The sequence below is a fragment of the Sporosarcina thermotolerans genome (genome assembly GCF_030067815.1).
GTDB classification, from domain to species: Bacteria; Bacillota; Bacilli; order Bacillales_A; family Planococcaceae; genus Sporosarcina; species Sporosarcina thermotolerans.
The window spans coordinates 3,308,818-3,329,980 of sequence record NZ_CP125968.1; the positions used below are offsets into that span (position 1 = coordinate 3,308,818).

General features: G+C 40.4%; 21 protein-coding genes and 2 pseudogenes. 14 read left to right on the forward strand and 9 right to left on the reverse strand.

Going from position 1 to position 21,163, the window contains the following annotated elements; genetic code table 11:
* Positions 1-173: 173 nt before the first annotated feature.
* Entirely contained in the window at positions 174-740 is a 567-nt protein-coding gene (locus QNH10_RS18560; protein ID WP_283732741.1) for a YflT domain-containing protein, read from the forward strand.
* Positions 741-1,769: 1,029 nt separating this feature from the next.
* Here the strand turns inward: QNH10_RS18560 and QNH10_RS18565 are convergent.
* From QNH10_RS18565 to QNH10_RS18575, 3 genes and pseudogenes are all read right to left on the reverse strand, one after another.
* Positions 1,770-2,985, reverse strand: a pseudogene (locus tag QNH10_RS18565) (ISL3 family transposase).
* Positions 2,986-3,139: 154 nt separating this feature from the next.
* Positions 3,140-3,856, reverse strand: coding sequence for a hypothetical protein (locus QNH10_RS18570; RefSeq protein ID WP_283732742.1), 717 nt, complete (start codon positions 3,854-3,856; stop codon positions 3,140-3,142).
* A 48-nt stretch (positions 3,857-3,904) separates the two neighbouring features.
* Entirely contained in the window at positions 3,905-4,414 is a 510-nt protein-coding gene (locus tag QNH10_RS18575) for a YybS family protein (RefSeq protein WP_283732743.1), read from the reverse strand.
* Positions 4,415-4,573: 159 nt separating this feature from the next.
* Here QNH10_RS18575 and QNH10_RS18580 point away from each other — a divergent pair, with 159 nt between their 5' ends.
* From QNH10_RS18580 to QNH10_RS18590, 3 genes are all read left to right on the forward strand, one after another.
* On the forward strand, positions 4,574-5,191 hold the full coding sequence (locus QNH10_RS18580; RefSeq protein ID WP_283732744.1) for a PQQ-dependent sugar dehydrogenase family protein: 618 nt from the start codon (positions 4,574-4,576) through the stop codon (positions 5,189-5,191).
* Positions 5,188-5,892: a PQQ-dependent sugar dehydrogenase gene (locus tag QNH10_RS18585; RefSeq protein WP_283732745.1), complete on the forward strand. Its 705-nt coding sequence runs from the start codon at positions 5,188-5,190 to the stop codon at positions 5,890-5,892. Before QNH10_RS18580 ends, QNH10_RS18585 begins: the two co-directional genes overlap by 4 nt.
* 185 nt (positions 5,893-6,077) lie before the next feature.
* The gene (locus tag QNH10_RS18590; protein ID WP_283732746.1) at positions 6,078-6,500 is read left to right on the forward strand and encodes a YflT domain-containing protein; all 423 of its coding nucleotides are present in this window, start codon (positions 6,078-6,080) and stop codon (positions 6,498-6,500) included.
* 48 nt (positions 6,501-6,548) lie between these two features.
* On the opposite strand, the gene QNH10_RS18595 is transcribed toward QNH10_RS18590, so the two are convergent.
* The 4 genes from QNH10_RS18595 to QNH10_RS18610 are packed head-to-tail and all read right to left on the reverse strand — an operon-like array spanning position 6,549 to position 11,133.
* A complete protein-coding gene (locus tag QNH10_RS18595; protein WP_283732747.1) occupies positions 6,549-6,893 on the reverse strand; it encodes a hypothetical protein in 345 nt (114 codons plus the stop codon).
* Positions 6,890-7,288: a hypothetical protein gene (locus QNH10_RS18600; RefSeq protein WP_283732748.1), complete on the reverse strand. Its 399-nt coding sequence runs from the start codon at positions 7,286-7,288 to the stop codon at positions 6,890-6,892. The genes QNH10_RS18595 and QNH10_RS18600 overlap by 4 nt, the downstream gene beginning before the upstream one ends.
* Positions 7,289-10,543, reverse strand: a complete 3,255-nt coding sequence (locus QNH10_RS18605) for an AAA domain-containing protein (RefSeq protein WP_283732749.1) — start codon at positions 10,541-10,543, stop codon at positions 7,289-7,291.
* Positions 10,471-11,133, reverse strand: coding sequence for a hypothetical protein (locus QNH10_RS18610; RefSeq protein ID WP_283732750.1), 663 nt, complete (start codon positions 11,131-11,133; stop codon positions 10,471-10,473). The genes QNH10_RS18605 and QNH10_RS18610 overlap by 73 nt, the downstream gene beginning before the upstream one ends.
* Positions 11,134-11,368: 235 nt before the next feature.
* Here QNH10_RS18610 and QNH10_RS18615 point away from each other — a divergent pair.
* The 5 genes and pseudogenes from QNH10_RS18615 (at position 11,369) to QNH10_RS18635 (ending at position 16,770) form a co-directional block, all read left to right on the forward strand.
* Positions 11,369-12,318 (forward strand): annotated as a pseudogene (locus QNH10_RS18615) (thermonuclease family protein).
* Positions 12,319-12,506: 188 nt separating this feature from the next.
* The gene (locus QNH10_RS18620; RefSeq protein WP_283732751.1) at positions 12,507-12,740 is read left to right on the forward strand and encodes a hypothetical protein; all 234 of its coding nucleotides are present in this window, start codon (positions 12,507-12,509) and stop codon (positions 12,738-12,740) included.
* Positions 12,741-13,176: 436 nt separating this feature from the next.
* On the forward strand, positions 13,177-15,462 hold the full coding sequence (locus QNH10_RS18625) for a xanthine dehydrogenase family protein molybdopterin-binding subunit (RefSeq protein WP_283734693.1): 2,286 nt from the start codon (positions 13,177-13,179) through the stop codon (positions 15,460-15,462).
* Positions 15,432-16,301 carry an FAD binding domain-containing protein gene (locus QNH10_RS18630; RefSeq protein ID WP_317940255.1) on the forward strand — a complete coding sequence of 290 codons (870 nt, stop codon included), beginning with the start codon at positions 15,432-15,434 and terminating at the stop codon, positions 16,299-16,301. Before QNH10_RS18625 ends, QNH10_RS18630 begins: the two co-directional genes overlap by 31 nt.
* 1 nt (position 16,302) lies before the next feature.
* A complete protein-coding gene (locus tag QNH10_RS18635; protein WP_283732752.1) occupies positions 16,303-16,770 on the forward strand; it encodes a (2Fe-2S)-binding protein in 468 nt (155 codons plus the stop codon).
* Between the two features lie 204 nt (positions 16,771-16,974).
* Here the strand turns inward: QNH10_RS18635 and QNH10_RS18640 are convergent, their stop codons facing one another.
* Complete coding sequence (locus QNH10_RS18640; protein WP_283732753.1) at positions 16,975-17,166, reverse strand: hypothetical protein; 192 nt, start codon at positions 17,164-17,166, stop codon at positions 16,975-16,977.
* 392 nt (positions 17,167-17,558) lie between these two features.
* Here QNH10_RS18640 and QNH10_RS18645 point away from each other — a divergent pair, with 392 nt between their 5' ends.
* The 3 genes from QNH10_RS18645 (at position 17,559) to QNH10_RS18655 (ending at position 19,120) form a co-directional block, all read left to right on the forward strand.
* Positions 17,559-18,011, forward strand: coding sequence for a competence protein ComK (locus QNH10_RS18645; protein ID WP_283732754.1), 453 nt, complete (start codon positions 17,559-17,561; stop codon positions 18,009-18,011).
* A gap of 226 nt (positions 18,012-18,237) precedes the next feature.
* On the forward strand, positions 18,238-18,426 hold the full coding sequence (locus QNH10_RS18650) for a hypothetical protein (RefSeq protein ID WP_283732755.1): 189 nt from the start codon (positions 18,238-18,240) through the stop codon (positions 18,424-18,426).
* Between the two features lie 151 nt (positions 18,427-18,577).
* Positions 18,578-19,120, forward strand: a complete 543-nt coding sequence (locus tag QNH10_RS18655; protein ID WP_283732756.1) for a manganese efflux pump MntP — start codon at positions 18,578-18,580, stop codon at positions 19,118-19,120.
* Positions 19,121-19,206: 86 nt separating this feature from the next.
* Here the strand turns inward: QNH10_RS18655 and QNH10_RS18660 are convergent, their stop codons facing one another.
* A complete protein-coding gene (locus QNH10_RS18660; protein WP_283732757.1) occupies positions 19,207-19,368 on the reverse strand; it encodes a hypothetical protein in 162 nt (53 codons plus the stop codon).
* A gap of 156 nt (positions 19,369-19,524) precedes the next feature.
* On the opposite strand from QNH10_RS18660, the gene QNH10_RS18665 reads away from it, so the two are divergent.
* Both QNH10_RS18665 and QNH10_RS18670 read left to right on the forward strand, forming a co-directional pair.
* Positions 19,525-20,961 (forward strand): tetratricopeptide repeat protein, encoded by a 1,437-nt coding sequence (locus tag QNH10_RS18665; RefSeq protein WP_283732758.1) that lies wholly within the window; start codon positions 19,525-19,527, stop codon positions 20,959-20,961.
* Positions 20,961-21,104, forward strand: a complete 144-nt coding sequence (locus tag QNH10_RS18670) for a hypothetical protein (RefSeq protein WP_283732759.1) — start codon at positions 20,961-20,963, stop codon at positions 21,102-21,104. Before QNH10_RS18665 ends, QNH10_RS18670 begins: the two co-directional genes overlap by 1 nt.
* The last annotated feature ends 59 nt before the right edge of the window (positions 21,105-21,163 follow it).

Consider the following 21,163-nt stretch of genomic DNA (forward strand, 5'->3'; position numbering starts at 1 on the left):
ATAATATTTGGAACCGCAATGTAGAACTTACTATTGATGAATTGGCGCAACGAGTCATGAATAAGTCCATATTATTTCGAAATAAAAATCCACATTACTATTAGCGAAAAATGTTTTCATATTTTCCAATACGGGTATTTGATTAATCATCACGAAAAAAGGAGGCAATCTACATGAAGGAAAAGAAATTTGTAGGTATGTACCATGACGATTCGGAATTGATGGCGAAAATAGACCAATTAAAATCCCAAGGTTTCGAAGGCGAGAACATTTACGTGATTGCAGAGGACGAAAACGATATAAGAATGTTTCAAGGGATGAAATATGGTGATGTGAAAACAACACCTGATTCTTGGTTCAATCGTTTCATCGATTTTCTTACTGGTGAGGATCATGTCCGAAGCATGCTCCAAGAGGTTGGTGTTTCCGAAGGAGATATGGAAAATTATTATACTGAAATTAAGACCGGCGGGAAGCTATTATATGTGGACCAAGGCGAAGTGAATCTATTTCATACAAATTATTCCCGTAACAGTTTTGGTGTGTCGGATATAGGATCAGATCCGAATTTAGGCGCAAATCGTATTTCAGATTTCGAGTCGAATGAATTTTCTTCGAATAACTATTCATCCGGGGCTTTCCAAGATTCGAATTTGCACGAAGGAACAGATACGAATTTTGGACGAGTTGGCGGAGAAGCGACTGTCAACGAAAGCCGTAAGAAAACAGATTATGAATAAAAGTTGAAAGAAAGACCCGCAAAGCTGGACATGCTTTGCGGGTCTTTTTCGCGCTCTGTCCGTTTGGGGTGAGACAGAGATGACACGTTAAGGTTTAGGGTGAATTTGCATTGATAGTCTAATAGATCACGAGATTGCACATTGCCAATGGTAGATGAGTTTCAAACATTTTTACGATATTACTTTGACAAGTTGATACTTTCAACCATAAGAGTGAAGGGATTAAGCTGGCTGGATGCTACCTCAGCCCGGGTTGTTCGGATATCATATTTCAAATTAGAGAGATTTTATTGCTGTCTGCGACGACAGTCTATTAGGCGGAATTAGAATAAGTTGCCTGTCCATGGCAAGTCCCTAAAAAGCCTAAACTTTGAGTTGGGAGGTACTGTTGCAGTCAACGATGTTTGTTGTTTCATATGGTACGCGAATTATTTATATCAAAGTAGAGGTGGAGGCAATGTCGATTACAACTCGCAAATGTGTTCATTGTTTGTCCTAGTTGTGTTACTCATAAGATGTTTCACCCTATTCCTTAAAAACCCCTTCGAAAAAGGGTTCTCTATACTGTATTACAGTGAACTTACTCTGATTAGGTGCCGCCACGGTTGTCCAGAAAATAATTTATTAATTGTAAGAAAAAATGCATAAAATGAACGAAGTACGCATAAATTCCGCTAAAAGCTCATAAATTCACATAAATACTCATAAAAATTTTTTATGCGTTTTTAGCGCGTTTTATGCGTGATTCCACGAATTTATGCGCTTTACGAATCAAAAAAAGCGGTTCTAAATCAAATGTTGGGTGATGTGATTTGCACATCACCCTTTAACTTTCTTTAACTTAAATTTTGCTATGAATAATGTTGATTTGCACTACAGGCGGACGCTTTCCGCCGGCATGGCTTCAGCCGCTTCCCTCGCTTCGCTCAGTCCAGGGTCTTCAGCTCATGCTATTCCGGCAGGAGTCGCCGCCTTTCGCTCCAATCAACGAATCTCTTTTATACCAATATTGTTATAAGAAAATCCTCCTTATCCTAAATGAACTCCAATTTCTTTATATCGAATGTTTAATAAGATCTTTGCTTTAAAGTGATCAAAACGCCTAAAACCATAGGCATTGCGCTTCATCACTTTTGTTTTATTGTTAATGCCCTCAAGGAAACCGTTGGAATACTTAAATCCAAAACTATTCAAAATCTCTACTTGCCAGTTTTTGAACGTTTGAATAGCTCTTGAAAACGCTGGAATACCGGCTTTCTCTACCTTACGGTAAAAGGCTTCTAGTCGGTTTTTCACTTCTACCAAATCCTCTGCATTCTTTGCCCAATCAAACCACTCACAGTACGCCTCTTTCAGTTCGTATGCCTTCTTCAATTCATCAGACATGCCTAGATATCGATCTAAATACCAACGGTTTTTTTCCGTTAATTTCTCGATACGTTTATATAACACATGCCGCATCCTTTTACATTTCTTGCGGTCATACGCATGCCATTCTTTCTGCACTTTCCGCCGAACTTCATCAAGCGCCCAGTAGATATAGCGACAAAAATGAAAACGGTCTGCGACAATAACGGGGCGACCCAAAGCCTTTTTACGGCTGCCTTAAAGCTTGGATTCATATCCATAACCACTAACTCAACGTCAGTCCCGTATTGGCATAGATAATCCTTGATCGTTTCTTTCCTTCGGTTCGGTAAGATATCCAGGGGTTCGTGTGTTTCTGCATCCGCAATAATCAGTTGGTACGTACCGGCATCTGTATCGCCCTTGTATTCATCAATCGCAATGGCCTTTGGTAATCGGACACCACTTTTCATCTGCTTTTTCGCCACTTCCTTGAACCGGCGGATCACTGTCGAGCTGAGGTACCAAGTACTTCTCCTGCTTCTTTGAATGTTTTCGCCTTGACTGATCGGACTTGTACAACTTGATTCCACTCTTTCGTATAGCGTTGATACTTATCCACGAAGGGGGATGTCTCTGAGAAGCGCTTTCCGCATGAACAGGCATACCTACGACGTTTATAAAAAAGAACTGTTAAACGTTCAAACCACTTGAGGTGCTTGATCTTCTGAATGCGATAATCATGAATCTTCTTAGTTGTCATCGCCCCACATGCAGGGCATTTGTGGGGCTTCCTTGGAAGCGAAACATGAAGTGCAGTCCGCTCTCCGACCTCTTCTATCTTTTCAATGTTTACATCTTTTAATCCTGGAATATTCATGTTAGAATTCATGTGCACGTATCACCTTTCGTTTACTTGTTTCTCGACAATTCAAGTATAAAAGAAATGGTGATTTACGTGCATTTTTTTATTGAATTTGTACGAACACCCCAACAAATATTATAGAACCAAAAAAGCAAGCCATTATGCAAGCCTGCTTTTCCTTCAATATTCACCACTGAATGGCATCCAATTTATCGATGGCAACTGTCACGACACCGGTATCAGCCGTAAAAAACGCGAAACCCTTCTTTTCGTCAACATTTAACAAATTTATCACCGGAATGACTGAGCCTTCTACGACGATTTGCTGAATGGGATACGTAGGCGGCAATTTGGAAAGCAATCTGCCGATACTTTTTTTCGCATGCAAAATTTTTTCAATCGACTTCTCCACTGACTCCGCTTCTTGCAACTGTTGAATTTCCTGCGCCTCCAACTTCCCTATGACCTTGGCGTTATCAGATTCAATCCGATCAAGCATGTCCAGAATCACATGCATATCGTCAAACTGATTAACTGTGAACTGGCGCATTGACATCCGATGATTTTGAAGGCTTTTCCGTAAACGGAACACCGCCTCCCCTTGCTTGCCTAACTCTTCACGTATCGTATCTTGTTTTACGGAATCAGAATGCAGCTTTTCCTGGACTTCCCAAATCCGGTCGCGCAATTGAAAATACCGATTCCTATGGCTATTCTGTTGGCGACTGACGATATCAAGAAGTCTCCCGCATACCTGTTCCAATCGGTTGACGACAATGACAAGATGCTCATTCGTTTCCCGCTGTTCTTTCATGAATGCCATATACGGAGTCCAAACGAATCGGTTCTGATTCGTCAAATAATCATCCATCCAGCCATTCAAATGAACTTTTGATTCTCCCAATTTCAAACTCCTCTATTAAACAATTTTCTGTCACGTGTTCATCTGATGCTAACTTAAGAACCGCCTCAGCCTGCGTATTAAAAACAAGCCGAATTCAATCCATACCCAGCTGTAAAATAATGAAAAACCCAAAATCATTAGGACCGTAATCAAATTTAATGAAGAGACTCCCGGGCCAAACACTGGGAAACCAAGCACAAAAAGTGGAATACAAATCCCAATGAACAAGACGATCTCGCCAATGAAAATCGCATTCAGTCGGTTCACCTGAGTACGTATCGCCCATCCCACTGCGATACCTAAAACACCAGTTGTGAACGGGAATATCATTAATTCACTTGGTTGAATCAAAACCAATAGGAAAATGGTCAATAAATAAGAAACACTTCCCCATCGAAAAGAAATTAGTGTGGCCATAAATATCGGTGCAGTTGCAAAGGGACTTATGAAAAATCCTACACCCGGTAAAAAACCACCAGCCGATTGAAGCACCGCCGCAAGTGCTGACATTAATGCAGCGAACATCATCTTTTCACTCTGCGACCATTTCAACGTCATCGATTTATGAACAGCCCTTGGATAAAGGGCAAGGATCTAAGTATACGGAAAACCATTCCTCCTTTTGCCTTCTTCTCCTTAGTATATTCCCTAACATTAGGTACCTGTTACCCGATTCTTGAATAGATTGATAGAGGTATGAAAGGGAGGCATTGCGTTTTGATTAACAAGGAAATGACGACTAATTCATTGTCCCGTAGGCTGAATCCGGAAGATATTTTAGTACCACATGGCTTTGAAATTGATGTGTTTGCAACGGATTTAACGACCCCCATTAACATCACTTTCACGGAGAATGGCGAGATGCTTGTCGCTGATTCAGGGGTTGCGGATGGGAATGGAAAGGTATTAAAACAGACGGAGAATGGCTTTTCAGTCATAGCAGATGGATTTAACCCACCTTTGACGGGAATTACAGTGTATCAGGGCAATATTTACGTTGCGCATAGACGTTATGTGACGATGATCCTGCCTGACGGAACGAAAAAGGACATTATTGAAGGGCTACCGAGCAACGGGGATCACCATAATAACCGTGTGGTGTTTGGCCGGGATGGTAAAATGTATTTCGGGCAAGGGACTGCGACCAATAGTGGAGTCGTTGGATTAGACAATGACTGGGTGAAAGAGCATCCGTTCTTTCATGATTACACGGGCAGCGACATTACATTAAAAGGACAAAACTTCACAACTACAACATTTTCAGATGGCAATCAAGAAGTCGATACGGGGCATACTCACCTTTTGGCGTTCCAAGTTATCCCGGAGAAAAGGTGAACGGCATCGTTCGCGCAAGCGGCAGCATTCTGCGAGCGAATCCGGACGGCTCCGATTTAGAGCTCGTCGCATGGGGTTTGCGAAATCCATTCAGAATCCATTTTGATAGTTATGATCGGCTATTCGCCGCGAACCATGGAATGGATGTCCGTGGAAGTCGTCCCGTTGCCAATTCCCCCGATGAATTCCAATGGATACGTCCAGGAATGTGGTATGGATTTCCTGATTACACGGGTGGGCTTCCTCTGACAATGCCACAGTTCAAGCCGGAAAACGAAGAGCAACCTGAATTCCTATTTGCGGAACATCCGATGCAACCACCAATGCCTGTAACCGTATTCCCGCCACACTCCGCCACAATGGGGTTCAGCTTCAATGAAAAATCTGCATTCGGTCCGATCGGAGATGTGTACATTGCCGAGTTCGGAGCCGACGAACCGATAACAACGGGTGGTAGATTGCTTCCCCTTGTCGGACATCGCGTTTCCCGCATTGATATGCAAACAGGCGAAGTGTTTCCATTTGCCATTAACCGAGGTGGCCTTCCAGCCTCCCTCTCTAATAGCGGTGGTTTCGAACGGCCAATCGATGCAGTTTTCGGTGAGGAAGATGTTCTATACGTGGCCGATTTCGGACTATTTTCCGACGAGGCTGCATTGCCTAATACAGGCGTGATTTGGAGGATAAGAAAAACGGGTTGAGTAACGTAAGGATGAACAACACAATGCGGTGTATCACAATCTAAAGTCGTCGTATCACAACATAAACACACCGTATCACAACGCAACTTTATTTAGACTGCCCCATTTATTAAAATAAATCAATTGTTTCCTTTTCCGTCAAGAAGGGTATTTTCGAAAACAACGATGGACAAGGAGGTTGAACTATGAGAAAAACATTCATTGGCAGTTTTCCGAATCAGGAGCGCCTAATTTACAAAATTCAAGAACTGTTGGATAAAGGCGTTGAAGAGCAGGATTTGTATATCGTCATGAAAGACGAAAAGGCAGTGGATGAACTCAGGCGTCATGCTACACTATCTGACCCGGATTCTCCGTTTAATCTGTTCAATCGTTTCATGGGATTTCTGGCAGGAGAAAAAAATGTCCGAAGTATGCTGCATGACTCCGGATTCACGGATGGCGAGGCAAAAAAGTATTTCCATGCTGTTCAGGAAGGTGCGCTATTACTTTACATGAATGGAAAATTTGAAAAGGCCCGGAATGTGGATCGCCCTCTAATTGAAAACGGGTATGAAGGCTACGAGCTGATCCCTTTGGACGAATCAGAAGCGGGGCTCGAAAATTGAAAGAGTAAAACACCCAATGGATTCTCACCATGGGTGTTTTTCATTTTCCTATTCCCCTAAATACTTTTCCCGCCATTCCGTAATTTCCCTCTCCATGACTTGCACTTCAAGCTTTTCGTCCCACTGGCTCGTCATCGTGTTCCATACTCTCGCAAACAACCTGTCCTCAGCAGTTTGGTGTAATTGAAACTCCAGGCAAGGGACCGAAATCCTTTGTAGCTCGTTAACCGACGATATGGCATGGACTACCTTTTGCGCGTCGCCTTCTACAGAAGTTGCATCTATCTGATCGAGTGCAGCACGCCATTCGGCTTCACTAATTTTATTCACATGGCGGAATTCCTCAGCATATCTGTATGCCTTCCCTTCCGCATCTTCCGGTTCGCCGGTCAAAAAGCAGGTATGCGACGGACTATAATAGACTGTCGCTTCCTCATCTCGGGTGATTCGACAAAAATCCCGGCATCCAATTGTTGCCTTCCGGCTTCGGTCAAGGAATAGACACCGCTATTTTTCACAATCAATCCAGCCCGGCTCATTCGATCGGTGATGTCTTGGACGAATAACGGCTCCACTACCAATATGTCGCTCACAACTTCGACAGAAGAAAACTCCGAAGTCTTAAATGCAATTAACAACATCTTCATTAGGACATCCATCTTCGTCCTCTTCACCGTTTCGAATTCGACATCAATCACTTGAATCGGCAATGCCCATTTTTCCGTGGCAAGCAGTTTCACGTTCGGGTCTCTTAGTATTTCATTCCGAAGATGTTTTTCCACGTCCATTTACCCATTCCTTTCCAGCACCGAATCGAACTCCCTGAATCCTCCACCTAATTTCACCTTTTCCACCAATCTTGTATACATGGTCTTCGTCTCCGCATTTTTCGGCCGGTTCATGAACATCTCCGAACTGCCAACGATGATCAGCAATTCCTTGGCACGCGATAACGCAACATTCAACCGTCGGTAATCCTCGGCAAATCCAATTGTTCCACTTGGCTGATTATGATTCCGAACGAAACTCAAAATGATAATATCCATTTCCATACCTTGGAATTTATCAACAGTACCAGTCCTACAATGCAAATGCTTCGGCATGATTTCCTGTTCGATGAGCCGATCAATCCGCTTCACCTGCTCACCATAGAAACTGATCACACCAACGCTTTTCTTCGCATCTGCTTTTAGTCGATCTTCGCTCTTCGCAACTTCAGTCGCTTCCTCAATTTCAAGAAGCAGCTCCCTAACCCTTTGCAATTCCGCTTCATTATAAAGACTCGTTCCGCCCTTCACTTGAGCCTCAAAATAGGAAGGATTATTCGGCATATCAAACCACAACAGATGGTCATCGCGACTTAGGAACCGTGATGAAAGTAGATGGTCTCGCGCGACGTCAGAATCCTCTAACCCGCATTGTAGCCGATAATTCCCATCTACATAAAACGGAGTGATTGTCTCCATGATCTCCTCATGCATCCGATATTGAATACCAAGCATCGTCTTATTCTGCTTCGGCAAGCTTCTGAATAACCGCTCAAAAAGCGATTCCTTCAGCATCCCGCGCAATTGATTCTTCTCTTCAAGATCCTTGATTTCCTCAATGAATTCATCCATCGTTTCCCGGCCAACAAGTGGCGGCAACTGATGATGATCCCCGACAAGGACAATCTTTTTCCCTTTCAGCATTGGCAGTAGGAGCTCAGGAGGCGTCGCTTTCGACACCTCATCGATGATGACAACATCGAAATTCGGATAGTCTTCCATGAAATCACGCCGAGCCGAAGCGACACAAGTCGTCCCGATAACATTTGCATGCTTCACATACAGCTTTCGGATTTCATCCAAGTCAAATTCACTCGCACTTCCTAACAACTTACTCCATTCATCCTGCAAGGCACCTGCAATAGGCAATTGCACAAGCTCTTTATGTAACACAGCAGCTGTAGTTTGTTTTGTTTCAATTTCCACACCGATTTCCTGTTTACGCTTTTCAGGTTCAGATTCGATGATTTCCTGAAGATCCCGAATTCGACCCTCACATCTTTGAATCTCAATCGCCAACTCGGACTCATTCTTACTAAGTGCCTCCAAGGTTTCCTGTAAATTCGACAACTGATCTGCAGCAGACTCTCTGTTTTCGATGTTCTCCTTTAAAGCAAGTTCAGCCTTTTGGAATAAATCCTTCCGCTTCTCAAATTCAGCAAGTTCCTTTTCATGTTCCGCAATCATTTTTTCCACATCATGTCGATTAATATGCTCGTCTAAAAGATCGGCAAGCGTTAGACTTTCATCCTTTAATCCGCGTAGTTGTTCCACATGTTCGCGGATTTCCCGGTTTGCCTTTTCCTCAACATCCGTCAATTCGGCAAGCTCAGCCCTCATTTCATCCATGATTTCTGATTTCAACGACGAGAATCGCCCCGCCGCCTCACGATCAGATGACGTCTTTATAGTTACCGAATGTTTTTTAACTTCCTCAGTTTTCCCATATAAATAAGCCAAATTCTCGGCAAGCCGATGCAATAAAGCAGCTTTCTCTGGGCTCGCAGGCATTGCCAATGTTTTTTTAGTAGCTGGCAAAACGAAGAAACGGCTGATTTTATCAAGCATTTCATGCATCTCTTCAGGCGTCTTGTATTTATCATTCTGTTTGCTCCGCACTTCTTCAACGGGATAATAATACTTTTTGAGAATCTTCTTCGCGTATTCAATCCCGTTCGACAGACGTTCCGCCACTTCATTCCATTCAAGAAGAGCATACGGATACGTTCCATTAATAATTTCTACACGTAAACGCTGGAGTGCATTGATTTCAAGTTTTACAGGAAGTGATGGCTCGATTTGATGAGCTGCATAAAGTTCCTCTAACTCCTGAAGCCTCTTCACTGAAGACAGCTGTTCCAAAAACCGAGTCAACGGTCCACGTTTCGCTTCAATTATGCCCGACTCCTCTTTCAACCTCCGGAAAGCCATTTCTGCATAATCAATGGCTTCAATCGTTTGGAAATAGCGGAGCATTTTACGCTGTGTCGTCAGGCTACGATCTGTTTTCGTCATTTTTTCATAAATCTCAGGACTGATTTTAGCGTCAGCTACAGCCTTTTCACTACTTTGTATTTCGATGAAGAGTTTTTCTATCAATCGGGATAACTCCGCCTGTTGCTCCTCTATCTCAATCCGTTCTCGGGTTAGTTCCTTTTCCCTTTGACGCAATGGTTCAAGCTGCTTCGACAAATCACTTGCTTCCACTTCAGCTGCATGTTTTTCGACTATCTGCCGTTCTGCAACTTCCAATTCCGCCTTAAGACGCTCGATCTCTACCTTATTCTGTTCCAGTTCGAGTTCAATTTGTCGTTTACGGTCATCGCGTTTGTCCCGCTGTTCATTCACTGCTGCCAATGTTTCATCACGCCAATGAAGGGCAACATTCTCTTCGATGAACCGCTTCCCTTCCTCCTCGATGCTTTCCGTTCGTCCATACCTTAATATCCGGATACCAGGATCGGACAGCAAGCGCCCAAGCGCATTATCGACAGCCAAATTCGACTGAGAAGCGACAAGCGTCCGGTGCCCCGCCTTCATCAACTGATGGCAAAGTTCCGAAATCACCGTTGTCTTCCCTGTTCCTGGAGGTCCTTGAATGACATATAAATCATTCGCCGACATTGCGCCAATGACAGCGTCCTGTTGGAATTCGTTTAACGCATGATGGAACTCAAGCTCCAGTCGCTTGTTCGTAATTTGGACAACTGGGCGTTCTTCGAATAAGATTTTCTCCAAATTCGGATTTGCCGCGAAACCGTCCTGAAGATCCTTAAATCCTCTCCGCAGCCGCCGGATCTGGCTTAATTCCGCAAAATTGCTGAAAACAATTTCCCGTGCATCTTTCGGCAATAAAGAGCCTCGTCGCGCTATCGCTTGATACTTCCGGCTTAACTCGATTTTAACGGTGCGTTTTCCACGATTCACATCAACCACATTTCCGAGATCATCACCCGAACCTTTGAGTTTCGCACTGAAACCCGTGATTGCACCCAACCTTTCGCATCAAGTCCACTGCATGTGATTGTTAGCTGGTTAAAGGATTCATTAACGTGTGCCTGCGAAAAATGGGCAGTTATATCAGCAACGTCCGCATTCTTCTCCTCAATCCGCAAGTATCCTTCCCAGCTCTTAATGCGTTTTTCAACATATTCCGAACGTTCCTGCGCAACAGGCAACTCCCGAAGGCGCGTATACAACTCGATTGGCATCGAACTGCCCGTACGCTGGTTGACCGCGAATTTCAGGCGGACGCCAAGCCGGCGATTCGTCCGAACAGGCTCTTTTCGACCTTTCACTCGGAAATTTGTCGCAAGGAAACCTTCATTTTTATAGACGCATTCCATAACCGCCACCCGCTCTTTCAGGTGGTTGGCAAGCTGTGCATTTGCTTCCGGGTCGAAATAGAAGGAGAATGTCATGTTCTCTTGTTTGGCGGGGAGTTTTTCGATGTAGACAGCAAAATGTTCCTGCATGGAAAAGAGCTCATTCTCGTCAATTGCCCAGTTCCCGATTTCCTTACGTGCCCGATGTGTCATATCGAGACGACATCTCATCACTTCATTCATCATTTCATTGCTTTTCACCACGACACCCTCCTTTCCTTTTGATCCTTCTCCGAATTAAAACCATACGTTCTATCATACAACAAAATCCGGTTCGGATTAATTAGAAAATCGATGAGTCGTCGTAGGAATTTCTTGGTTGCGGTGACATTGTGATATTTTGGGGAGGCACTCTCTACTCGCATTCTACTTATTTTTCCGATATACTAATTGATGGTTTAGAATAGATTTTATAAATACTTGGAGGCCTATAAATTTGAAAGTTTGGTTATCAGTTATTGTCGGATTATTGCTAATTCTAACTGGGTGCGCAAGTGCACCGGATGTAGATATTAATGAAAAATCAACGGTTGAAACAACTAAGAATCAGGAAACACCAAAAGAAAATGAATCTATTGAAGACACTTCAAAAGAAGATATTTCAAAAGATAAAACAATAGTGACCGAATCAGAAGCTCCAAAAAATAACACTGTGGCTAACGCTTCATCTGAGAAAAAGGAAACCACTGCTAAACCCGCTCCCGTGAAGAAGACCGAAACGGCGGGTACAACAGCGCATATACCAGTCAAATTGGTTAAAACAATCGACGGGGATACGATTAAGATTCTCTATAACGGGCAAGAGGTAAACGTCAGATATTTATTGATTGACACGCCTGAAACCAGTCACCCGCAGCTTGGCAAGCAGCCGTTTGGCGAGGAAGCCAAGGAGCGTAATCGGCAATTGGTGAATAGCGGTGAACTATCAATCGAATTCGATGTCGGGAACGTTATGATAAATACGATAGATTGCTTGCTTACATCTATGTCGACGGGAAAAGTGTTCAGGAGACATTGCTTTCGGAAGGTTTGGCTCGGGTAGCGTATGTGTATCCGCCAAACACACGTCATCTGACACCTTACGAAGAAGCGCAAGCAGTAGCAAAGAAAAAAGGGCTTGGTATCTGGTCGGTTGAAAACTACGCGACGGATTCTGGATTCAATAGTGACGCAGTTAGTTCGAAAGTATCTGCATCAACGGGAGGATCCGCGTCTAAACCGGCTACTTCTCCTAACACAACATTAAGCACTACCACCGAAGGAAAGGAAATCTTCAAAAACTGTACAGAACTTCGGAAGAAATATCCAAGCGGCGTTCCACAAAGCCATCCTGCTTACCAAGCAAAAATGGACCGCGATAAAGATGGCTATGCATGTGAAAAATAAGGTGTGTTTTAAACCGGGAGAAATTCTATTTCTTCCGGTTTTTTTATTCCCATATGTCGCTTTTTGTCAGAATGCATCATTTATAATCCGGCATGAATCCACTTTAAAGAGGGAAAGGTATATAAAATAACGGTTTCTCATTTCCCAAGAAATAATGTAGAAAATTGTAAGTAAAGGAGCCCCATCCCATGCAGGAATTTAAAATAACATATTTCTTTGATGAAGAGCATTATATAAGACGTTTTATTCACACCGACTCAATGGAAGGCGCTCAAAAACTTGTACAAAACGAGCGGGATCATTATGTTTCATTTACAGACAGCCGTGGAATTTATCATGAGTTGCATACTGGAAAAGTACGGGTTGTACAGGTTTCGGAATATCATCGAGAAGATAAAAATAAAAAAGACAAGAAGCCTTGAACGAGAATATCAAAGCTTCTTGTCTTTTATTCACCCTTCACTTCTGAGGAAACACAAAGCAGTCTGACCTCTTTGTCAGTATAGTTGTACCAATAATGCGGACGTGTGGAATCAATCATGATTGATTCGGAAGGACCTAATTCGTACACTTGATCAATTTAAATCGCCACTATTATCGACAGTGCTTTTCGAGTTTAAATATTTCCATGCCCACATGATAATTTTAAACAAATGAAATTAACTACAGGCGCTCTCGGAATTTCGCGAATTGTTTAAAGACTACGCACTGAAAAAGTAAAGTATGCTAAATTATTTATGTTTATAACTAGTCAAAGACGCAAATAATAAATTATGCCACCAAATCCATATTTTTGAATGTTTTCGAAGGGAGATAATCCTAAACGTGATTGGTAAGAGTGTTCTTAGAAAAGAAGGAATGAATAAGGTTACAGGAACGGCTCATTATACTGGGGATTTTACAGCACCTGGTATGTTATATGCAAAAGTACTGACAAGTTCCTATGCTCATGCCAAAATAGAATCTATTTGTACAGCAGATGCTAAAAAGTGTTCAGGTGTAAAAGCTGTCATTACTGGACAGGATATGCCTTTTTTGACGGGAAGTATTATACATGATCGCCCAATATTGGCCAATGAAAAAGTTCGATATTTTGGAGAAGCCGTTGCTATCGTTGTTGCTAACAGTGAACATGAAGCACAATATGCTTGTCAATTCATCAAGGTAAAGTATGAGCCCCTTCCAGTTGTCAATTCAATTTCGGAGGCATTAAAAAGCACACCAACTTTAGTACATGAACGGTTAATGGAGTATTATCAAGTTCAACAAGTATATCCAGAAGCAAAAACAAACATAGCTAACCGAACTAAAGTCAGAAAAGGGAATATCTTAATAGGACGTGAACAAAGTGAGGTAATGGTAGAAGCAGAATTTTCAATACCTCAATCTGATCATGCTGCGATGGAGACTCGTGCTGTTCGAGCGGAAATCTTGCCCTCAGGAGAAGTGATTATTCACACCTCTAGCCAAGCCCCTTTTAAAGTAAAGCAACAAATTAGCAAGTATTTTTCAATTAATGAAAATGAAGTAATTGTTCATACCCCTTTAGTAGGAGGAGGTTTTGGAGGGAAAGCTGCAGTTCAGCTTGAACTGATTGCTTTTGCAGCCTCGAAAGCCGTAGAAGGAAGATTAGTTAAATTAGTTAATTCAAGAGAAGATGACATGACAACTTCGCCTGTGCATATCGGACTAAATGCGAAAGTAAAACTTGGTTCAACTAAGGAAGGAAAATTAATGCTGGCTGAGATTATGTTTTCTTTCGATTCTGGTGCTTATGTTGACGAAGCCTCAGATATAACGAAAAGCGCAGCATTGGATTGTACAGGACCTTATAAAATAGACAATGTATGGTGTGATTCCTTTTGTGTCTATACGAATCACCCGTATGTTACATCTTTTAGAGGGTTTGGACATGGAGAGCTTACCTTTCCCATTGAGAGGACAATGGAACTTCTCGCTGAAAAGCTACAAATGGATCCAATCGAATTGAGAATGAAAAACGCTTTAAAACCTGGCGATACAACACCCTCACAAACACTTCTTACTCAGAGTAACATAGGCAATCTTTCTAAGTGCCTCGATCGATTAAAAGAATTAATCAGCTGGGACGAGGGTCAAAAAGTACACTTATCTGATCCACTGATTAGAACAAAGGGAATAAGCTGTCTTTGGAAAACATCTATAACTCCAACCGATGCTTCTTCTGGTGCTATCATTACTTTCAATAAAGATGGAAGTATAAATCTTAGTTGTGGTGTAGTAGAGATTGGACAAGCAACAAAAACAGTATTGGCACAAATTTTAGCTGAAAGAATGAAAATGAATACAAGTAGAATACATGTCATGATGGAAGTCGATACGCAAGTAAATCCCAAGCATTGGAAAACTGTTGCTAGTAGCTCGATTAATATGGTAGGAAATGCTGTTTTAAAGGCAGCAGAAGATGCAATTCAGCAATTATGTAGAATTGCTTCCATCGTATTACATTGTTCTCCTGAAGATCTGGATGTTGCGGATGAAAGGGTTTTTTTGAAAAGTAATCCAATACAATTCGTACATGTAAAGGACATTGCAAATGGTTATAAATACCCGAACGGACATTCAATAGGAGGACTCATAATAGGACGTGGAAGTTACATTATGCAACATTTAACGACTATTAACCCTGAAACAGGAGAAGGCCAATCAGGACCAGATTGGACAGTAGGTGCCCAGGCTGTAGAAGTTGAATTTGATACCAAAACATATATGTATAAGATTATTAAGGCTATATCAGTCATTGATATCGGAAAAGTATTAAACCCTAAAGGGGCTCGAGGGCAAGTAACAGGTGCAATGAGCATGGGCCTTAGTTGGGCAAGTAGAGAGGCTTTTTCTTTTAATGAATTTGGTATTTTACAAAATAATCAGTTTCGCACCTATAAAGTATTTCGCTATGGAGAAAATCCAGAGTACGTTGTTGAATTTATTGAATCACCACAATTAAACGCTCCATATGGCGCGAGAGGTTGCGGAGAGCATGGATTAATAGGGATGCCGGCTGCACTCGCAAACAGTCTATCTAAAGCAGCAGATATTCCTTTAAATCAACTGCCCTTAGTCCCGGAGGAAATATGGAAAAGGAAGAGGGAGGGCAAAATTTGATTCCATTTAATTTTGAATATCATAAGCCTTCTTCTATTTCAAAAGCGGTTAAAATCTATCGAAAATTATACACAGAAGGAAAGAAACCGCTTTTTTATAATGGCGGTACGGAAATAATTACAATGTCGAGAATAAATGGCATTGAGACAAAGGCTGTAATTGATATTAAAGAAATTAAAGAGTGTAACGAATATGTGTTTAGGAATAACCAACTGGTTTTGGGTTCATCCCTTCCTTTAGCAAAAATCGAAGAAATGAATGATTTCCCATTGTTAAGTAAGAACTGTAGTCGAATAGCAGATCATACAGCTAGAGTTAAAATTACGTTAGGTGGAAATATCTCTGGACATATTAAATACAAGGAAGCAGTCTTACCTTTATTACTTACAGATAGTGATTTGTTAGTAGTAGGGGGAGAATATGGGCAAAGGCAAGTTTCAATTCATGAAGCCTTCAATAGGAAAATCAATCTAATGCCTGGAGAGTTCATCGCACAAATTCTTGTTTCTGAAAATTATCTCAAATTACCATTTGTCAGTAAAAAAGAGACGAGAATTGATCGAATCAGTTACCCTCTTCTAACGGTTTCTGCTATAAAAATAGAAGACCAAATTAGAATAGCTATTAGCGGATTATGTGATTTTCCTTTTCGTTCCACGAATTTTGAGAGAGAATTGAATAGAAAAGAGTTGCCAATAGAAGAGCGAATTATGAGGGCTATCAAGAATATTCCTGCTCCGATCCTCAATGATTTACATGGATCCGCAGATTATAGGCAATTTGTCCTATACAATACATTGGAAGAGACAATTTTGGAGCTTAAGGGAGAAAAGAAATAACATGGAACAGAATATACATTTAACTATCAATGACGAGGAAAGTAGTGTAATTGTTAGGTCAGCCGAAACACTTCTAACCACCCTTCGTGATAAACTAGGACTAACAGGGGCAAAACCAGGATGTGAAAATGGTGATTGTGGTGCCTGTACAATTTTAGTGAACGATTGGCCAATGAAGTCATGTCTTATGTTAACTTGTGAAAGTGCAAATCAAAAAATCACTACAATTGAAGGGTTGAAGAATGCACCAATTCAAAAAGCATTTTTAGAGCATTGGGGTTTTCAATGCGGGTATTGTACATCTGGCTTTATTATGAATTGTCATGCACTTAGCCTAATTCATCCTGATGCTAATGATTATATAATTGAAAACTGGTTACAATCAAACATATGTCGTTGTACAGGATATGAAGAAATAAAAGAAGCCATAAAATCAGTACTGAATCATAATAATCCATACATCTCATAGACATTCCATTAAAGTTTTGATCTATTTTATATTTTAATTAATACAAAAACCATACTCTATCTCAGAGTAGTGATTATAACTCATTTAATAGAATAAATAGCCAAAAGGTGTAATTTGCAATTGGCCTCGCAACCGACCGCCTTGCAAGACAGAACGCAAAAGACGGCAGACATTTCTTAGGTTTGCCGTTTTTTATTCCTCCGGTTACTTCTTAACTTGTCCTATCAGATCCTCTCCAACCTCAATTTTCACGAGTTGGACATCGCTTTTATGCTGCACATATTGCTTTTCAAATGAAGCAAGCAGTTCTACAGCAGGTTTAACTCCTCCGTAAATCGCAAAACTGAATGCCACAACAGAAACTGCAAGGACTATCGCTACAATCTTCTTAGCCACGTTCAATTCCTCCTTATAAGGGACCTTTTCAATTACTATACGACGTTTATTCCTTTTAGAAAATTAAATGTTTTTGATAAAATATGCCATTCGCCCTTGAAAATCGTCAGCAAACGAATTGAAGTTACCCGCATCGACAGTTTATGCTGTCGGATGCTGATAAAGAATAGGGAAACATTTATTTTTCGCGGGAGGTATAATCTTTGAAATTAAATGTGCGTTAAAAGCGTCAAAAATCAACAAGAAATTATTATTTATAATGTTATTAAGCCAATGTATGTACGTTATACTGTAATGTTATGAATTCCGAAAAAATTGAAGTAATTTTATTATTGTTTAGAAAATTTACATGTTATAATACATAAGACTTATGTAAAAAGGAGGATTCGTTTATGTACTGTAAAAGTGTGAGTCTTGACAAAGATGCACTTGCATTAAGATGGGCAAACTCGAATGGTTCCGTATCGGAGATCATCACACCTGAAGGTATTTTTCTATCCGAGCAAACCCCTTTAGAACTACTTGGTCATTCACAGAAAAAGGGTACCCCCTTACAAGGAGGATTCTATCCAGCCAACGGCCAAACAACAAACAGGGCATTTATCCAAACAGCCGCGTCTAATACTGGTGACTGTGTTTGGATTCTTAGCGATTGTTTCACATTAAAAGCTGTGGAGAAAAATAGAACCAAAGTATATTTCAAAAATGGAATATCAATAACTGTTGGCGTATCCAAGGAATTTATGGATCGCAAACGTTTGCGTATACATAGATACTCGCAATCCACATATCATTTAAATTACATACTTCCCGGTATAAAAGAATTTAATCAGAAGTATTTTTAGTCTTCTTAGACATCAAAAAAGCAGCCACAATGGGCTGCTTTTTGCTTTTTAATATTGGGTACAATACGCTTTGTAAATTTATCGAAACTCGATTCCTATGATATACTGTGGAGGGAATGCATAAAGAATAGTAAAGAATCACTTCTAAAGCCACCGATCGCCAAATGACTAATTAAATAAATATAAAGAAATGAACAGATTCAGTTCTTAAAGAGGAGACAACCTTATGTCGTCAAAAATGCCAATCTTACTGATCCTGTTAGTGATTGGGAGTGTGTCACTTGTACTATCATTAACACTTTCGCTTTCGGAGGGTTTAAAGATGACCCTGCTGATTGTCGCGGTTCTTTTCAATATCACAAGCTCAGTTGGGCTTATGATTATTGGAGCCAAAAAAACGAGGGAATCGTTATAAGAATAAAAAAGCTGTTTTGAAGTCAATTTTCTGACCTCAAAACAGCTTTTTCGCGTTATATCACAATATCCGATAACAATTGCCCACCCTCCCCGTCACTCGAACCATATAGATAATGAATAGATACATTTAGAGCGCGGGGGGATTTATTGTGTTTTTGTTCATTATTATTGCGATTGGTGTGGCTGCAAATATAGATAATTTGGGAATCAGTATGGCATACGGCTTACGGTCCAACCGTATTCCGTTCATTTACAACCTCATCATCTCCATAATTTCGATGGCTGCTGCATATTTTTCGATTATTACTGGAAATGTCCTATCAAACTATTTAACGCTTTCCTTCTCCAATCTGATTGGTGGCATTCTTCTGATTGGGCTCGGATTATGGGTTACCTTGAAATCAACAAATTGTACGGAAGAAACCAAACAACTTGTATCCATCAATTGGAAGGAATCTGTCGTTTTAGGATTCATTTTGGCCCTCAATTGTCTGTCAATCGGATTCAGTGCAGGAATTACGGGAATTCCTCCTTTATCCACATCAATTTCCGTCGGTTTCTTCTCATTCATTTCAATCGCTATCGGAGTCAGGCTTGGCCATACAATCGGAAACACCTTTTTCGGAAAACACGCGGAACGTATTGGCGGACTACTGTTAATCTTGATCGGGGTATTTGAAATTTTTATATGAATCAAATTATATGCCCCAAGACATTAAAAAGGTGAAACGGAACTTTTTTGCAAAATCCGTTTCACCTTTCCTATTTTTTATTTAATTTACATTTCCAATGTGTTAGACAACTCATGATAGTCAACCGTTTTCAAGAATCCCTTCGATTGCATGTTCTTCACAAATTGTAGCAGTTCCAACTTCATCTCCATGAGTTCGATGTCCAGGAATTCTGCTGTATTCTCGTTTTCTGTAGGCATAATCATCATATTCCTTCACACTCCTCTTTAATCGTCTCAATTCTGATGCTTCATATATTAGACCCAGATACATTAGTAACAAACAAAAATCCACAGCACCTGTAAGCAAAAAGTCCTTAATAGCATACCCTTCAATCTTGCTGTATTAAACATAACATGATTAGATTGCAGTTTGAAGTTTTTCCTGTTGGGACATTTTTGTTAGAAAAGCCTATTTTTTTGCCGATTTCAATTAATATTTCTCAAATTGATTTGATTTGGTTTATACTGATAATGTACTATGATAATAAAGAGAGGGGTAGGCATATGAAAATAGGTCATTTGATTCGTGCTGAACGTGTACGTCAAGATATGAAACAAATAGTCCTTGCAAAAGGCATTTGTACGCCTTCATACCTATCTAAGATTGAACGAAATTTAATTGAACCAAGTGAAGACATCGCGGAGCTGTTATTTAATCGTTTAGGGATAGATCCGGCGAAATTGCAGAAGAAAGATGTTAAAACTGAAAAAGAATTCAAGGAATTGCTACTCTCAACATATAAATTAGTAATCACTTCAAGGAGTGTTGAGCTTACAGAGAAAAAACTTGATTACTTGCTACAGAATAGTCCGTTATTTGAAAACGACTCCCTATACTATACATATTTATTGATCACCCTAAGATTTCGAATTATTTTAGGGAAAAACTTCGAAGAGATAAGTAGGGAGATTGAAGCTTTAAGTGATTCCGTTGATGGTTTTGACACTTATCAAAAGTATTTATTTTTACTGAATCAGGCATTGTTTTACTATAATTCAGGTATACGAAAGAAGGCAATATCATATTTTGAAGAAATTGTAGAGGATTTGGATAAAATTCCTCTTGGGGATTGGGAAAAAGCAGAGTTCTATTATGTAATCGCTATTCTATATACCTCAGATGAAAATACTTTTGTCGCTATCGAATATATACGAAAAGCCCTTAATTATTTCATGGAAACATTGCAAATGAACCGAGTTTTGGAATGTTATATTATTATCGGAGTTACCAGAAAACTAAATGAACAGTTCGAAGAATCCTTGGAGGCTTATTCAAAGGCAATGCAACTTTGTGAAGAATTCCATCTTGACGATCAAAAAGGTATTATCTATCACAATATCGGCAATCTTAACAGCATCATGGGTAATAGTGAACAAGCCATTTTATACTTCAAAAAAAGTTATGACAGCAAAGTTGTTGATAATGAAAAATTGATTTCGATATTATGCTTAATTATGGAACATTCTAAGCGAGCAGAAAAAGCCCTCGTGCTAAAGTGGGCTAATATAGGCATAGATATAATCCAAGAATCAGAAGTGGAAGGTCGACAATCCTATTTGCATCACTTTAAGTTTTACAAATCACTTCATAGTGAAGAAGGATTATCCGAGGAAATAGCCTTAGCTGCAATTCAATACTTTAAGGATATTCAGGAATTTAAATTAACTCATAAGTATTGCATTGCTTTAGCGGACTGGTACTATTACAATAGGAAATATAAGCTGTCATCTATTTATTACCGTGAAGCTAATACTTATGGTAATATTTATAGAAAAATAGTGAAATGGGAGGATTTATAATGAAGAAAGTGCTTTCTATTCTGTTACTTGCAATTGTCTTAGGGCTATCGATTCAATCCAATGCGTCTGCAACACCGGCTGGTAATACGTCATCTGGCGATACAATGCCAAAGGTTTTCAGTACTTTCAACATCCAAAACTAATGATCAACTTGGAATACCTGTATCAGGTGTTCCTTTTTTATTGTCCAATCCCATTGAAA